The organism is Specibacter cremeus (assembly GCF_003946885.1).
Classification (GTDB): Bacteria; Actinomycetota; Actinomycetes; order Actinomycetales; family Micrococcaceae; genus Specibacter; species Specibacter cremeus.
Genome location: NZ_RWKQ01000014.1, coordinates 40,564 through 56,115 on the forward strand (window position 1 = coordinate 40,564; position 15,552 = coordinate 56,115).

Sequence of the window (15,552 nt, forward strand, 5' to 3'; positions counted from 1 at the left end):
GAAGAATCAACCGGGCAGCGGCCCCGTCAGGTAGCGCTGGATGGTGGGTCCGGCCAGGGCCGCCAGCTGGTCCGTGGAGGCGTGCGCCAGCGGTTCAACGCGGAACAGGTACCGGGTCATCACCAGGCCCATGATCTGGCTGGCCACGAGCGTGCCGCGCAGCCGCAGTTCCGCCGCATCTCCGGGCAGCCCGGCCATCGCCTTGGACAGGATGCGCCGGAACACGGTCTCGCGGAACAACGCCGCCGTCGTCTGTGACGTTGCCGCCCCCCGCAACAGGGCCAGCAGCGCCGGCTGGGCGGGGGAGTCCCACAGCCCCAGAATGGTGCGCAGGATCGCCTCGCCGCGTTCCTCGGCCGGAACCTCGGCCATGCCGGCAAACACCTCGTCCGGGTTCGCCGGCAGCTCGACGCACGAGTTGAACAGGTCCTCCTTGCCGTCAAAATAGTGGTGCACCATGGCCGGGTCCACGCCGGCCGTGCGGGCGATCTCGCGCAGGCTCGTCGCCTCGAACCCCTGCCGGGCGAACAGCGTGCGGGCCGCGGCCAGGATGCCCTGGCGCGTGTCCGGGGCGCCCGTGCGCCGGCCGCGGCGGCCGGCGCCGGTGTTCATGCCGTCTTCCGGCGCAGGGTCAGCGAGGCCAGCAGCAGCCCGGCGACCACGAAGCACGCCACGACGATCAGATCCGCCACCAGGGCCGAGGTGACGACAGTGTTCTTGGCAACCTGCTGCAAACCGTCCACGGCGTAGCTGAGCGGCAGGAGGTTGGAGAGACCCTCGAGCACCGAGTTCATGGCGTCGCGTGCCACGAACAGGCCGCACAACAGGATCTGCGGGATCACGACGACGGGCATGAACTGCACCGCCTGGAACTCGGTGGTGGCGAACGCCGAACACAACAGCCCAAGTGCCACGCCCAGCACGGAGGTCAGCACGGAGATCAGCACGACCCAGCCCGTGGCGCCCTCGATGGTCATGCCGAAAACCCAGTAGGCGACCCCCGTGGCGACGAGCGACTGCAGGGCGCCCATGATCGAGAACGCCAACGCGTAGCCGAACAGCAGGTCGCCCTTGTGGATGGGCGTGGTCAGCAGCCGCTCCAGCGTGCCGGAGGTGCGTTCGCGCAGCATCGTGATCGAGGTGACAAGGAACATGACGACGAACGGGAAGATGCCCAGCATCATCAGGCCCACCCGGTCGAAGGTGCGCGGCACCCCCGGCGGCAGCGTCTCGTTCTGGAACAGCCAGTAGACGAACGCCAGCAGGATCGCCGGCACCACCAGGATCAGTGCGATGCTGCGTGGATCGCCCTTGAGTTGCTGGAGCACCCGCGTCGTCGTCGCCCACATCATCCGCCCGTTCATGGCCGCGCCCCTTCCGTCTCCGCGCCGCTGGTGTCCGTCGGCGCCTCCGCCGCCTGGATCAGGCGCAGGAAGGCCAGCTCCAGGTCGTCCGTCCTACCTTGCGAACGCAGCTCGCCCGGCGTCAGCTGCGCCAGCAAATGGCCGTCACGCAGCAACAACAACGTGTCGCAGTGCGATGCCTCCTCCATGACGTGGCTGGAGATGACCAGTGACGTTCCGGCCGCGGCCATGGTCGCGAACCGGTGCCACAGGTCGGCCCGCAACACCGGATCCAGGCCCACGGTCGGTTCGTCGAGGACCAGCAGTTGCGGCTTGGACACGAGGGCGCAGGCCAGTGACACCCGGTTGAACTGCCCGCCGGACAGATCGCCCGCCTTGCGCCGCTCGAACCCGGCCAGGCCGACCGCCTCCAGCGCCGCCGCCGCATCGGATCGGCCCTTGCCGTGCATGGCGCCGAAGTACCTGACGTTGTCCACGACACTCAGGTCGCGGTAGACGCTGGGCGCCTGGGTGAAGTAGCCGACGTCGTGCCGCAGCGTTGCGTCGCCGGCCGGCCGTCCCAGCACCCGCACCTGCCCGGCGGTGATGCGCTGCACGCCCACCACGGCCCGGATCAGTGTCGTCTTGCCGCTGCCCGACGGTCCCAGCAACCCGGTGATGCGGCCGGCCGGGATGCTGCATGACACGTCCTCCAGGACCAGGTTCTTGCCGCGCTTGACGGCAAGGTTCTCGACGACGACCGCGGCTTCCTGGACGTCGCCGCCGGGTTGTCGCGCCGGGGTTCCGCCCGCCGGGTTCGTCGGTGGAGGTGCTGCACGGTGGGACATGGTGTGCTCCATATGCCGTAATTCATCACTTGATGAATTCAAGGTTAGGTCCCGGCCGACACGATGTCCATACGTTGCGTGGACTCTTGAAACAGCCCGGCCGCGCGCATAGGTTGAACCGTAGCCGCTACGGCTGGTTGCGGCCTCCACACCGTGGAGCGAAGGTCTATGAAAGGAAAGAAGCATGGCTGTTTCCGTTGATCTGGCAAAGGCACTCGACAAGGACTTCGAGGACAAGTCGCTGAAGGAAATCCTGGACGCCTCACCCGCCGCGCTGGCCGGCATCACCGATGCGACCGCCGCGGCGCTGCAGCAAGCCCTCGGCGTCAAGACCATCCGCGAACTGGGCAGCAACAAGTACTTCGCCGTGGCCGGGGTCCTCGTGGCGCTGGAGGGCAAGGCGGGCTAGGGCCGGGTCGCCCGACCAGGCCCGCCGACCGTTTGACACGGCCGGCGGGCACGGTCGTGTCACGGCCGCCGCACGGCCCCGACTGAGCGTCCGCACGATCGACCCGGTAGATTGGTAGGTGCCCGTCCACCGGCGATGGGCGTCTCCCTGCTCAAGAAATGGAAAATCCGCGTGGCTCTTCGCCTTTCCACCCTGTTCCTTCGTACCCTGCGTGAGGATCCTGTCGACGCGGAGGTGGACAGCCACAAGCTGCTGCTTCGGGCCGGCTACATCCGCCGCGCCGCCCCGGGCATATACACGTGGCTGCCGCTGGGCCTGAAGGTGCTGCGCAAGGTCGAGGCGATCGTGCGCGAGGAGATGGACGCGATCGGCGCCCAGGAGGTCCACTTCCCGGCGCTGCTGCCCAAGGAACCCTACGAGGCCACGAACCGCTGGACCGAGTACGGCGACGGGATCTTCCGCCTGCAGGACCGCAAGGGCGCCGACTACCTGCTGGCCCCCACGCACGAGGAGATGTTCACGCTCCTGGTCAAGGACCTGTACTCGTCGTACAAGGACCTTCCGCTGTCCATCTACCAGATCCAGAACAAGTACCGCGACGAGGCCCGTCCGCGCGCCGGGCTGCTGCGTGGGCGCGAGTTCATCATGAAGGACTCCTACTCCTTCGACCTCGACGACGCCGGACTCGTCGCCAGCTACCAGGCCCACCGCGGCGCTTACCTGCGCATCTTCGAACGCCTCGGCCTGGAGGTCGTCCCCGTCGCCGCCACCTCCGGTGCCATGGGCGGGTCCATGAGTGAGGAATTCCTGCACCCGACGGCCATCGGCGAGGACACGTTCGTGCGCTCCGCCGGCGGCTACGCGGCCAACGTGGAAGCCGTCACCACCGTGGTGCCCGCGGACATCGACTACGCGAACGCGCCGGCCGCCGTCGTCCTCGACACGCCCGACACGCCGACCATCGCGACCCTCGTGGACGCCGCCAACCAGCTGGCGCCCCGGACCGAGGGAGAGTGGACTGCAGCGGACACGCTTAAGAACGTCGTGCTGGCCCTGGACCTGCCCACGGGTGAACGCCAGCTCGTCGCAATCGGCGTCCCCGGCGATCGGGCCGTGGACCTGAAGCGCATCGAGGCCAACATCGGCGCCCATTTGCCGCACGGCGGCGAGATCGGCGTGGAACCGGCCCATGACGACGACCTGAAGAAGCACCCCGGACTCGTCAAGGGCTACATCGGTCCCGGGCTGTCCCTTGACGCGCCCGTCCTCGGTGCCGGGGGCAGCACCAAGGTGCTGTACCTGGTGGACCCGCGCATCGTGTCCGGCACCGCATGGATCACCGGCGCGAACGAGGCCGGCAAGCACGTGTTCGGGCTCGTTGCCGGGCGCGACTTCGGCTGGGACGGCACCATCGAGGCGGTCGAGGTCCGCGCCGGCGACGAAGCCCCGGACGGCTCCGGCCCGCTCGAGGCGGCCCGCGGCATCGAGATGGGCCACATCTTCGCCCTGGGCCGCAAGTACGCCGAGGCGCTGGACCTGAAAGTGCTCGACGCGAACGGCAAGCTGACCGTCGTCACCATGGGCTCCTACGGCATCGGCGTCACGCGTGCCGTGGCCGCCCTGGCCGAGTCCAACCACGACGAGAAGGGCCTGGTCTGGCCGGCCAACGTCGCACCCGCCCACGTGCACGTCGTCGCCGTCGGCCGCGGCGAGGAAATCTTCGCCGCCGCGGCCAAGCTCACCGACGAACTCGAGGCCGCCGGGCTCGAGGTCATCTACGACGACCGCCCCAAGGTCTCCCCGGGCGTCAAGTTCGGCGACGCGGAACTGCTCGGCGTGCCGACCATCCTGGCCGTGGGCCGGGGACTGGTCGACGGGCTCGTCGAGATCAAGGACCGCGCCACCGGCGAGGCCGCCAGCGTGCCGGTCGACGAGGCCGTCCAGTTCATCCTCGACCGCCAATAATTCCCGCCCGGTGGTTGAGCCCGCCGAAGCCCCCGGTGGTTGAGCCTGTCGAAACCTGGATCTCGACAGGCTCGATCACCGAACCGGTGGTTGAGCCCGCCGAAGCCCCCGGTGGTTGAGCCTGCCGAAACCTGGATCTCGACAGGCTCGATCACCGAACCGGTGGTTGAGCCTGTCGAAACCCCCGCTGGTTGAGCCTGTCGAAACCTGGATCTCGACAGGCTCGATCACCGACAGGCTCGACAGGCTCGACCACCGACAGGCTCGGCAGGCTCGACCACCGAAGGACTGAATGATTTCCGGGTTTGAGGACCTGAGTGCCGCGACGCTCCTGCTGGTCATCGTGGCCGGATTCGCCGCCGGCTGGATCGACGCGGTCGTGGGCGGCGGCGGGCTGCTGCAGTTGCCGGTCATGCTCATGCTGCCCGGCATCACGCCGGTGCAGGCGCTGGCGACGAACAAGATGGGCTCGATCTTCGGCACGGCCACGAGTTCTCTCACGTACTACCGGCGGGTCGGCCCCGACCTGCGCACGGCCCTGCCCATGGCCGGGGTCGCCCTCACCGGCAGTGTCGGCGGCGCGGTGCTGGCGGCCAGCCTGCCGGCGTCGGTCTTCAAACCGATCATCGTGGCCGCCCTCATCGCCGTCGCGCTCTTCACCGCGCTCAAGCCGGCCATCGGCGAGCACACGATGCTGCGCTTTGCCGGGCACCGGCACTATGTGCTGGCATGCCTCATCGGCGGCGTAATCGGGTTCTACGACGGCCTGATCGGGCCGGGCACCGGTTCGTTCCTTGTCATCGCGCTGGCCGGGCTCATGGGCTACGCGTTCCTGGAGGCCAGCGCGAAGGCGAAGATCGTCAACCTGGCCACGAACGCCGGGGCGCTCATGTTCTTCCTGCCGCACGGGTCGCTGCTGTGGGGCGTGGGCCTGGTGCTGGGTGGAGCGAACATGGCCGGCGGCTACCTGGGGGCGCGCACGGCCGTCAAGAAGGGCAACGGGTTCATCCGGATCGTGTTCCTGGTGGTGGTGACCGTGCTGATCGTCAAACTCGGGCTGGACGTCTGGCGCGAGAACTTCGGCCGGTAGCCGCCCATCCACGCGGCGGCGGGCTACACGAGGGGCTTGAGCTGGTGGGCGGCCGGCAGGCCGCGGACGGCCGAACCGGCCATCGTCGCCGCCACCCACAGCGAGCGCTGCGCGTCGGCCTCATGGTCCGGCTTGGCCAGGTACCACAGGGCGTTCTCGACCTCCCGCACGATCGCCCATTCGGTGGCGACGCCTGCGTCCAGCCCGGCCGCCGCGCACAAGGCGTCGCAGCGGGCCCGCAGGGCGGCCTCCGGGTTGTGCCGGGGCAGCTCCAGGATCCGGTTCCACAGGCACGGGGCCACGGCGAACTCCGCCTCCCCGATCGACGCCTGCGGATCGATGGCCACGTAGCCGGGGGCGTCCAGCCTGCCCAGGATGTTCATGTAGTGCAGGTCCGTGTGGACGAGGACGTCCCGCCCGCTGCGCCGGCCGACGATGCCGCGGGTCTGGCACACCTCCAGCGCGGCCTCCAACAGCCACCGTTCGAACGGCCTGCCGAGTGTCTCCCATTGCGCGGGCAGGTCGTCCGAGTATTGCTCGGCAACGTCGGCAACGTGGGGCAGGGCCGCCCACCCGGGCCGCCCGTCGGGGGTGATGCACAGCGACTTCATGATGGCGCCCCACGTCTCGACCGCCTCGTCCATGGCGACGGTTTGCAGCGACCGGCCGGCGTCGAGCCTGGCCAGCAGCAGCGCGCTCGTGTCCCGGTCGTCGGCGACGAGTTCCACGGCGCCGAGGCCTCCCCACAGGTCAAGGGCGATCGGCTCCAGGGCCGCGTCCTCCAGGGGGTGGCTGATCTTCAGCGCGAGTGCGGTACCGTCGCCGCTGCGGACCGGGACCACGATGGCCCAATGCCCGTGCCACGGTGTGGCCCCGGCCGGCAGGTCGACGGAAAGGTTCCACCGCGCCAGCGCCGAAATGATCAGGTCCGGCAAGACAGACAGCCATTTCCGGCCGGCGGGGGTGCGTTCGTGGCGTTCCCGCAGTTCCGGTGGAATGGGGGTGGTACTCACACTGTCAAGTCTAGCCCCAGCTCCTCCCCGCGGAGCCGTGCAACCACCGCCCACGCGGCTAGACCACGCCCGCGGCACCCAGCATCGTGCCAATGCTGAAGGTGGCGGCCAGCGCGAGCGCTCCACCGAGGACCACGCGCACCGACGCACGCGTCCGGGATCCGCCGCCGATCATGGCGCCGACGGCGCCCGTCGCGGCCAGGGCGACGAGGACGGCGACGAACGTCACCGGCACGCGCATCCCGGCCGGTGGAAGCAGGATGGCCAGCATGGGCAGCAGGGCACCGAGCAGGAAGGAGACGGCGGAGGCGAGGGCGGCGTGCCACGGGCTGGCGACCTCATCCTCATCGAGGTTGAGCTGCGCGTCCAGATGGGCCTGCAACTCGTCGTGGTCGCTCAGTTCCCGGGCCACGAGCAACGCGGTCTGCGGCGACAGCCCCTTCTGCCGGTACGCGGCGGCCAGGCCGGCGACGTGGTCGCCGGCGGACGCCAGGCGGTCGCGCATGCCCGAAATCATGGCGTGCTGGCTGTCCCGCTGGCTGCTGACGGAGACATATTCGCCCAGCGCCATGGAGATCGCACCACCGACGACGGCGGCCAGGCCGGCGGTCAGGATCGGTCCGGTGCCCGTGGTCACGCCGGCCACACCGACAACGACGGCGGCGACCGAGACAATGCCGTCGTTGGCGCCCAGCACACCCGCGCGCAGCCAATTCAGACGGGAGGCAATTTCGGCCGTGCGCGGCAGGTCGTACGTGCGTGAGAGCTGCTCCGTGTTCTTCATGAACCCAGCAAAACACCCGGGGAAATGGGGCGCCAGCAAGGAAAGCATGCCCTCAAGAAGGCATGCCTTGGCTACGGTGCCGCCGTGGCTGGCACCGTGGTCGGCACCGTGGCCGCGGGGATGCCGGGCAGCGCGGAAACCGTCCCGCCCCACGCGACCTGGTTCAGCGTCGACTGCATCAGGCCCTCGACGGCGACCAGGCGGAGCCCGTCAACAGCGGGAGCCGGCGTGGCCGCTGCCGTCGACCGGCCGGCCGACGGCGTCGTGGCCGGGGACGGGGACGGAGACGGGCCGCCCGGCAGACTCATGGGGGAGCCGGTTGCCTGGTCGGCCACCGGCGTGGAGACTGCGGCGAGGTCGGCGTACACGCCGGCCACCTGTTCCTCGAGCATGGCCAACGCGGACGCGGGATTCTGCGTGAACCCCGGGGCGAGGGCGAATCCGGGCACGGTGGCCGGTGCCGGCAGGCAGCGCTGGGCCAGCTGCGTCGCCAGCTCGGCGAGCGACGCCTCGTGGACGGCCAACATGGTCGAGGCCTGGGTGAAGTTTGGTTCGGCGAATCGGGTCGTGGCGACCTGGTAGGCGTAGACGGCCTTCTGCTCCGCGGCCGCGGCGGCCGCCAACGCGCGGTCCTCGCCCATGCCCGGTGCCGGTTGGCGGGTGCCCGTGCAGGTGGGGGCGGGGTCAGGGGTCGCGGCCGCCGGCGCCAGGGAGTGCGAGGTCGGTGCCGGCAGCCTGAATGCAGCGGCCAACGACCGGGCATTGACCACCTGGTTCGTTCCCACCGAGGCGAACAGCCGGCCCATGGCTCCGTCCGCCACCCGTGCGGCGGTCAATGCGGCGGTGCCGTTCGCGGCGAGCCGGGTGACGAGGGCCTCGGCGGTGGTCGACGGCGCGACAGTCTTTGACGGCGGGGCGGTGTTTGACGGCGGGGCGGTGCCCACCGACAGGGCCGTGACCTGGCCGGCCAGATTCGTGATCGTCCCGTTCAGCGGCCCCTGGGCGGCCGCGTCGGCGGTCGCCTGCAGGGCCGTGGCCGAGGCGAGCAGGCCGGAGGTGGCGGCCAGCATGTGTTGGCGGGCCAGCTCCGTGGCGGACGGGCCGTCCGCGCTTCGATTGTCGGCCACGACGGTGCCCATGACGATCACCAACGCGGCGATCACGGCGAACAACGCGGCATTGCGCGCCACCGCCCATGGGCGGCGAGGGACCGGCCGCCCATTTTCATCGGGCAGCGCATCGGACAGTGCACCGGACACTGCATCGGACGGTGCCGCCGGCCGCGCCCCGGCCCGGCGTGCAGGGTGTGGGGTGTCCGGGGGCCCGGCCGCCACCTCGGTGGCACGACGCTCGCGCCGGGTCAGCGGAACGGCGGCGTCGGCAACGGCGGTGTCGGATACGGCGGTGTCATCGGGGACGACGGCGGCGGGTCCGGCGGGTGCCGCGGGCGCGTCCGGCTCCGGCCCGGATTCGACGGATTCCGGGGTCACGGTGTCGGCTTCCGCGGGCTCGGCGACCGGCTGGGCCGTGTCGTTGGGGGCGGGGTCGTTGGCGGCGGGGTCGTTGGCGGCGGGCCTGCCAGAGTCGGGCCCGGCCTCCGCCGGCACAACCGATTCCGGCGCAACCGACGCCGGCGCTGGGACGGGACCGTCCGCCGTCGTACCGTCAACCGGTTCCGGTGCGTCGTCACCGACCGGCGCAAGCACCGGGGAGCGCCCAGGCGCCGGCGAAACAGGATCCGCACCGGCCGCGGCATTCCGCGGCGGGCCGGCGGGGGCGCTCACCCGGCGGTGGCCGCGGCGCTTGCGCGGCGGGGTCCCTCCCGCATCCGGGGTCGGGGTTGCGAGCGGCGAGCCGTGCGCGTCCGGGACAGGGGAAGGAGAATCAGTCACAACAGACGATGATGTCACGGTGTTCGCGGCGAACGCATACCGCGAACCCCCGGTGCGGCGGGAACGCCGTGCGTTCTTGCTCACAGAGCAGAGCCGGGGCCGAGATTCGTTCCCCGGGCACCGGCGAAACTCGGTACTCTTGGACGTACAACATCATCGTCGGGAGGCGGCAGCTCTTATGACCAGGCCGGATCGGTCCCATGCGTCCCACGACAGCAGGCAAGCAGCCGAAATGCACGCGGCAACGCGGGCCGAGGCGCAACGCCTTTGCGAACTTTTGGCCCCCACGGTGGAGGCTGCCGGGCTGTACCTGGAGGATGTCGTCGTCCATCTGGCCGGCATGCACCGTACGGTCCACGTCGTCGTGGACCTGCCGGAAAACGAATTGGGTGGCGTGGGCCTGGATGCGATCGCCCAGGTGTCGCACGCACTCTCCGACACCCTCGACGCGGACCCGCACGACGACGGGCGGCCCTACGACCTTGAGGTGTCCTCTCCCGGGGCCACCCGCCCGCTCACCGAGCCGCGCCACTGGCGTCGCGCCGTGGGGCGCATGGTGACCATCAATGTCGTCCAGGGCGAGGGCGTCACGGGCCGCATCCTGCAGGTCGATGACGACGGCGTGCTGCTCCGTCCCGAACTGCCCGTGAAGAAGGGCATGAAGCCCAAGCAGGGCCCGGACGAAAGGATCTTGTTCGCCGCCATCCGCCGCGGCAAGGTCGAAGTGGAATTCAACCGCCTGGATGAGGCGGAACTAAACCTGGAATTTGGCGGTCCCGGCGACGCCGTGGCCGATGGAGAGGAAAGCTGACATGGATATCGATATGAGCGCGCTTCGGCTGCTGGAGCGTGAGCGTGAGATCCCGCTCGATCTCCTGATCCCGACGATCGAGCAGGCCCTGCTGGTGGCCTACCAGAAATCGCCGGGCGCCATCGACAACGCCCGGGCCGAACTGGACCGCAAGAGCGGGCACGTCACCATCTGGGCCGTCGAGATCGACGAGGACGGTTCGCCCGTCGGCGAATTCGATGACACGCCGCAGGGTTTCGGCCGGATCGCCGCCAGCACGGCCCGCCAGATCATCCTGCAGCGGCTGCGCGATGTCGAGGACGACAACGTGCTCGGCGAATTCCGCGGCAAGGAGGGTGAGCTGGTCGCCGGCCAGATCCAGCAGGGCACCAACCCGCACATGATCCAGGTCAACCTGGGCTCCGTCGAGGGCGTCCTGCCGCCGACCGAGCAGGTGCCCGGCGAAAGCTACCGGCACGGGAACCGGCTGCGCGCGTATGTCGTGGACGTGCACCGCGGCCTGAAGGGCCCGTCCATCACGCTGTCCCGGTCCCACCCGGGCCTGGTGCGCAAGCTGTTCGAGCTGGAGGTCCCGGAGATCGCCGACCAGGCCGTCGAGATCGTGGCGCTGGCGCGTGAGGCCGGCCACCGGACCAAGATCGCCGTGCGTGCCAACCAGCCCGGCATCAACGCCAAGGGTGCCTGCATCGGCGAAATGGGGTCGCGGGTGCGGGCCGTCATGTCGGAGCTGAACGACGAGAAGATCGACATCGTCGACTACAGCGACGACCCGGCGACGTTCATCGCGAACTCCCTGTCGCCGTCGAAGGTCGTCAGGGCGGAGATCACCGACGCCGAAGCCCGCTCCGCCCGCGTCATCGTCCCCGACTACCAGCTGTCCCTGGCCATCGGCAAGGAAGGGCAGAATGCCCGGCTGGCCGCGAAGCTCACCGGGTGGCGCATCGACATCGTCTCCGACGCCTCGGCGGAATAGGTAAGCCGTGCCCCGGCGCGGTAGACTTGCATGGACCGGGCCGTGGAGGCTGTCAACATCTTCATGAGGCGTGCGCGACGTGACTGGAAGCAGCAAGGCAACCGGTGACGTCGCCCTTGCAACTGTGGATGGTCCCGTGCGAACCTGCATAGGATGTCGGAAAACCGACGCCCAGTCACAGCTGGTGCGACTGGTGCGCAGCACGAATGCGGCGGGGCAACCCGCCGTCGTCGTCGATGAGCGCCGTCGCCTGCCTGGAAGGGGTGCTTGGCTGCACCCCGCCCCGGCCTGCCTGGCCAACGCCGTGAAACGCAAGGCCATTGGGCGCGCCTTTCCGGGCACCCCCGATGCCGGCGACGTCATGGCCCGCCTTGGCAGTGCCGGAACCGAACCTTAAGTCGAAGAACCGAATAGTCCCTTTGTGAAAGCGGGTCTGAAAACCGATGGAAACCCAATGAGTGCCCAGCGATGAGTGCCCACTAATGAGCATGTTGCAGTGCTCTGAGACCGCCCATTCCGACATGGAATGTCGCAGTAGCAAATAGACGGTTCGTACCTGTCCGGTGCGGGCCGAGACAGGAGAAATGTGGCCAAGGCCCGCGTCCACGAGCTTGCAAAAGAGCTCGGCATCACCTCGAAGGAAGCAGTCAGCAAGCTGCAGGAATTGGGCGAATTCGTTCGCTCCGCGTCATCCACCATTGAGGCCCCCGTCGTGAAGAAGCTTCGCGACGCGTTCCCGGTTGCCCCGAAGGGCGCCGACTCCGCCCTCGGCGCAAAGTCCGCGCCGACCCCCGGTCCCAAGCGTGCCCCGGCCGCCCAGGCGGAGGCTCCGGCCGCGTCTGCCACCGCGGAGGCCCCCAGCACACCGGCTGCCAGCGCACCGGCGGCTCCCGCCTCCAGCGTGCCGGCTGCTCCGGCCCCGAGTGCATCGGCGGCTCCGGCACCCGGCGCCCCGGCGGCTCCGGCCCCCAGCGCGCCGGCCGTGAGTTCGACGACGGCGGAGACGCCCGTGGCCAAGCCGGCCACGGCCCCGTCGCCGGCCGGCCCGCGCCCCGGCAACAATCCGTTCGCGACCTCGCAGGGCATGCCCCGTGCGGGTGGCCGCGGCGACGGAAACCGGGCCCCGCGTCCGGGTGCCGCCGGCCCCCGCCCGGGCAACAACCCCTTCGCAACGTCCCAGGGCATGCCCCGTCCGGGCGCCCCGCGCTCCGGCGAGGCCGGCGCGGGTGGGCCCCGCCCGGCGGCCGGTGCGGGCGGACCCCGCCCCGGCGCGCCACGTCCCGGCGCACCACGCCCGGGCGCTCCACGTCCGGGTGCCGCGGCGGCGCGTCCCGGCGGTCCCCGGCCGACACCGGGCATGATGCCCAAGCGTGCCGAGCGTCCCGCCGCTCCCGGCCGTCCGGCCGGTGGTCCGGGCCGTGGCCGTCCGGGCGCTCCGGGTGGAGCACCCGGTGCAGGCACCGGTGGCGGCGCTCCCGCCGGCGGCGGTTTCGGCAAGGGCGGCCGCGGTCGCGGTGGCACCCAGGGCGCCTTCGGCAAGGGAGGCGCCGGTCGCGGCAAGCAGCGCAAGTCGAAGCGGGCGAAGCGGCAGGAACTGGAGCAGATGAGTGCTCCGTCGCTGGGTGGCGTGAGCGTGCCCCGCGGCGACGGCAACACCGTTGTCCGGCTGCGCCGCGGCTCGTCCATCACGGACTTCGCCGACAAGATCGAGGCGAACCCGGCCGCGCTGGTGACCGTCCTGTTCCACCTCGGTGAGATGGCCACGGCCACCCAGTCCCTCGACGAGGACACGTTTGCCGTCCTTGGCGAGGAGCTCGGCTACAAGATCCAGGTTGTCTCCCCGGAGGACGAGGAACGCGAGCTGCTGAGCAGCTTCGACATCGACTTCGAGGCCGAGCTGGAGGCCGAAGGCGACGAGGACCTCGAGGCCCGCCCGCCCGTTGTCACGGTCATGGGCCACGTCGACCACGGCAAGACCCGCCTGCTGGACGCCATCCGCAAGTCGAACGTGGTCGCCGGCGAGGCCGGTGGCATCACCCAGCACATCGGCGCCTACCAGATCGTGCACGACCACGAGGGTACCGAGCGCCGCATCACGTTCATCGACACCCCGGGCCACGAGGCGTTCACCGCCATGCGTGCCCGTGGCGCCAAGGTCACCGACATCGCCGTGCTGGTGGTCGCCGCGGACGACGGCGTCATGCCGCAGACCGTTGAGGCGCTCAACCACGCCCAGGCGGCCAATGTGCCGATCGTCGTGGCCGTGAACAAGATCGACAAGGAAGGCTCGAACCCGGAGAAGATCCGTGGCCAGCTGACCGAGTACGGCCTGGTTCCCGAGGAGTATGGTGGCGACACCATGTTCGTGGACGTGTCCGCCCGCGAGAACCTGAACATCGACGAGCTGCTCGAGGCCGTGCTGTTGACGGCCGACGCGGCGCTGGACATGCGCGCCAACCCGAACAAGGATGCCCGCGGCATCGCCATCGAGGCGAACCTGGACAAGGGCCGCGGTTCCGTGGCCACCGTCCTGGTGCAGTCCGGCACGCTGGAGGTCGGCGACACGATCGTCGCCGGCACCGCCCACGGCCGCGTCCGCGCCATGTTCGACGAGAACGGCGACGCCATCGCCGAGGCCGGGCCGTCGCGTCCGGTCCAGGTGCTGGGCCTCTCCAGCGTCCCGCGCGCCGGCGACACGTTCTTCGTCACCGGCGACGAGCGCACCGCGCGCCAGATCGCCGAGAAGCGCGAGGCCGCCGACCGCAACGCCGCCCTGGCCAAGCGCCGCAAGCGCATCAGCCTGGAGGACTTCGACCAGGCCGTGGCCGAGGGCAAGGTCGACACCTTGAACCTGATCCTCAAGGGCGACGTGTCCGGTGCCGTCGAGGCACTGGAGGACTCGCTGCTGAAGATCAGTGTCGGCGACGACGTGCAGCTGCGCGTCATCCACCGCGGCGTTGGCGCCATCACGCAGAACGACGTCAACCTGGCGACCGTCGACAACGCCATCATCATCGGCTTCAACGTGAAGCCGGCGGAGCGTGTCGCGGAGCTGGCCGACCGTGAGGGCGTCGACATGCGCTTCTACTCGGTCATCTACGCCGCCATCGACGACATCGAACTGGCGCTCAAGGGCATGCTCAAGCCCGAGTATGAGGAAGTCCAGCTGGGCACGGCGGAGGTCCGCGAGATCTTCCGCTCGTCCAAGGTCGGCAACATTGCCGGTTCCCTGGTTCGCTCCGGCATCATCCGGCGCAACGCCAAGGCCCGCGTGCTGCGCGGCGGCAAGGTCGTCGGCGACAACCTCACCGTGGACTCGCTCAAGCGGTTCAAGGATGACGCCACCGAGGTCCGTGACGGCTTCGAATGTGGCATCGGCCTCGGCTCGTTCAACGACCTGCAGATCGACGACGTCATCGAGACGTTCGAGATGCGCGAGAAGCCGCGCGCCTGACCTGCAACACCACCGATTGGGTGCCCGCGGACGAGCCGCGGGCACCCAATCGGCTTTACCGTCAAACCGTCGGCCGGGCCGGCGGACAACCCCTTCGCTTGTACCCCGAGGAGTACCCATGGCTGACTCAGCCCGTGCCGCGAAACTGGCACAACGCATCAAGGTGATCGTGGCCGAAGGGCTGCGCCGCAGCGTCAAGGATCCCCGCGTCGAGGGCATCACCGTCACCGACGCGCGCGTGACCAACGATTTGCAGCATGCCACCGTCTACTACACCGTGTTCGGTGACGACACGGCGCAGGCCGACGCGAAGGTCGGTCTGGAGAAGGCCAAGGGCGTGCTGCGCCAGGAGGTCGGCCGGAACATCACGGTCCGGCTGACGCCGACGCTCGACTTCGTCGCGGACGAGATCCCCGTGAATGCCAGCAACCTCGAGGCGCTGCTGCGCACCGCCAAGGAGCGGGACGCGAAACTGGCCGCACTGGCCGAGGGCGCCGAGTTTGCCGGCGACTCCGACCCGTACAAGAAGCCCGAAGCGGCCGACGACGGGGAATAGTCCCCACGCCCGAGGGGCCAGGCGGATTTCGACGAGCTCAATCACCGGTGGTCGAGCCTGGGCCCACGGCCGCGAGGGGCCCCGACCGAGCTTGCGAGGGCGGGGAGCGGCTGGGGAGCGAGACCGGGGGACGGTGATTTCGACGAGCTCAATCACCGGTGGTCGAGCTTGTCGAGACCCCGTACAGGGTGGCGGCCTCGAACAGGTTCAGGAATGCCAACTGGCGGGTCTTGCCGCGCCAGTCCAGGCTCATCAGCCGGGCCGGCTGGGCCCGCGGCGATCTCCCCGACGCGGGATTTGCCCGGGTGGTGCCTTCACTTGTCCTGGATGCCGTGGCCGTCATGGGGGCCGCGCTTGTCCGCCGTCTCCCGACGGACAGGACACGGCCTGGTTCCACGATTGCTGGAAGGTCAA

Annotated in this window: 15 protein-coding genes; 8 read left to right on the top strand and 7 right to left on the bottom strand. The window is 69.9% G+C overall.

The features are described 5' to 3' along the window. Positions 1-6: 6 nt before the first annotated feature. From EJC77_RS07185 to EJC77_RS07195, 3 genes are read right to left on the bottom strand one after another with little or no spacing between them, the layout of a single operon-like run. Positions 7-612: a TetR/AcrR family transcriptional regulator gene (locus tag EJC77_RS07185; protein ID WP_125611082.1), complete on the bottom strand. Its 606-nt coding sequence runs from the start codon at positions 610-612 to the stop codon at positions 7-9. Next, positions 609-1,364 (bottom strand): ABC transporter permease, encoded by a 756-nt coding sequence (locus EJC77_RS07190; protein WP_240629887.1) that lies wholly within the window; start codon positions 1,362-1,364, stop codon positions 609-611. Before EJC77_RS07190 ends, EJC77_RS07185 begins: the two co-directional genes overlap by 4 nt. Further along, positions 1,361-2,191 carry an ABC transporter ATP-binding protein gene (locus EJC77_RS07195; RefSeq protein ID WP_125611084.1) on the bottom strand — a complete coding sequence of 277 codons (831 nt, stop codon included), beginning with the start codon at positions 2,189-2,191 and terminating at the stop codon, positions 1,361-1,363. The genes EJC77_RS07190 and EJC77_RS07195 overlap by 4 nt, the downstream gene beginning before the upstream one ends. 184 nt (positions 2,192-2,375) lie before the next feature. Here EJC77_RS07195 and EJC77_RS07200 point away from each other — a divergent pair, with 184 nt between their 5' ends. The 3 genes from EJC77_RS07200 (at position 2,376) to EJC77_RS07210 (ending at position 5,655) form a co-directional block, all read left to right on the top strand. Further along, positions 2,376-2,600: a hypothetical protein gene (locus tag EJC77_RS07200; protein WP_125611086.1), complete on the top strand. Its 225-nt coding sequence runs from the start codon at positions 2,376-2,378 to the stop codon at positions 2,598-2,600. Positions 2,601-2,771: 171 nt separating this feature from the next. Continuing rightward, positions 2,772-4,565, top strand: coding sequence for a proline--tRNA ligase (locus EJC77_RS07205; RefSeq protein WP_125611088.1), 1,794 nt, complete (start codon positions 2,772-2,774; stop codon positions 4,563-4,565). A gap of 292 nt (positions 4,566-4,857) precedes the next feature. Continuing rightward, positions 4,858-5,655 (top strand): sulfite exporter TauE/SafE family protein, encoded by a 798-nt coding sequence (locus tag EJC77_RS07210; protein ID WP_125611090.1) that lies wholly within the window; start codon positions 4,858-4,860, stop codon positions 5,653-5,655. 23 nt (positions 5,656-5,678) lie between these two features. On the opposite strand, the gene EJC77_RS07215 is transcribed toward EJC77_RS07210, so the two are convergent. The 3 genes from EJC77_RS07215 to EJC77_RS07225 form a co-directional block, all read right to left on the bottom strand. Beyond that, positions 5,679-6,668 carry an aminoglycoside phosphotransferase family protein gene (locus EJC77_RS07215; protein ID WP_125611092.1) on the bottom strand — a complete coding sequence of 330 codons (990 nt, stop codon included), beginning with the start codon at positions 6,666-6,668 and terminating at the stop codon, positions 5,679-5,681. A 58-nt stretch (positions 6,669-6,726) separates the two neighbouring features. After that, complete coding sequence (locus EJC77_RS07220; protein WP_125611094.1) at positions 6,727-7,452, bottom strand: VIT1/CCC1 transporter family protein; 726 nt, start codon at positions 7,450-7,452, stop codon at positions 6,727-6,729. A 71-nt stretch (positions 7,453-7,523) separates the two neighbouring features. Continuing rightward, complete coding sequence (locus EJC77_RS07225) at positions 7,524-9,344, bottom strand: DUF4439 domain-containing protein (RefSeq protein WP_205786962.1); 1,821 nt, start codon at positions 9,342-9,344, stop codon at positions 7,524-7,526. 178 nt (positions 9,345-9,522) lie between these two features. On the opposite strand from EJC77_RS07225, the gene rimP reads away from it, so the two are divergent. From rimP to rbfA, 5 genes are all read left to right on the top strand, one after another. Next, positions 9,523-10,155, top strand: a complete 633-nt coding sequence (rimP, locus tag EJC77_RS07235; protein ID WP_125611098.1) for a ribosome maturation factor RimP — start codon at positions 9,523-9,525, stop codon at positions 10,153-10,155. Between the two features lies 1 nt (position 10,156). Beyond that, on the top strand, positions 10,157-11,128 hold the full coding sequence (gene nusA / locus EJC77_RS07240) for a transcription termination factor NusA (protein ID WP_125611100.1): 972 nt from the start codon (positions 10,157-10,159) through the stop codon (positions 11,126-11,128). Positions 11,129-11,264: 136 nt separating this feature from the next. Beyond that, positions 11,265-11,525, top strand: coding sequence for a YlxR family protein (locus tag EJC77_RS20985; protein WP_276309050.1), 261 nt, complete (start codon positions 11,265-11,267; stop codon positions 11,523-11,525). Positions 11,526-11,714: 189 nt separating this feature from the next. After that, a complete protein-coding gene (infB, locus tag EJC77_RS07250) occupies positions 11,715-14,582 on the top strand; it encodes a translation initiation factor IF-2 (RefSeq protein WP_125611103.1) in 2,868 nt (955 codons plus the stop codon). 118 nt (positions 14,583-14,700) lie between these two features. Next, positions 14,701-15,138: a 30S ribosome-binding factor RbfA gene (gene rbfA / locus EJC77_RS07255; protein ID WP_125611105.1), complete on the top strand. Its 438-nt coding sequence runs from the start codon at positions 14,701-14,703 to the stop codon at positions 15,136-15,138. Positions 15,139-15,286: 148 nt separating this feature from the next. Here the strand turns inward: rbfA and EJC77_RS07260 are convergent, their stop codons facing one another. Next, positions 15,287-15,481: a hypothetical protein gene (locus EJC77_RS07260; protein WP_125611107.1), complete on the bottom strand. Its 195-nt coding sequence runs from the start codon at positions 15,479-15,481 to the stop codon at positions 15,287-15,289. Between the last annotated feature and the right edge of the window lie 71 nt (positions 15,482-15,552).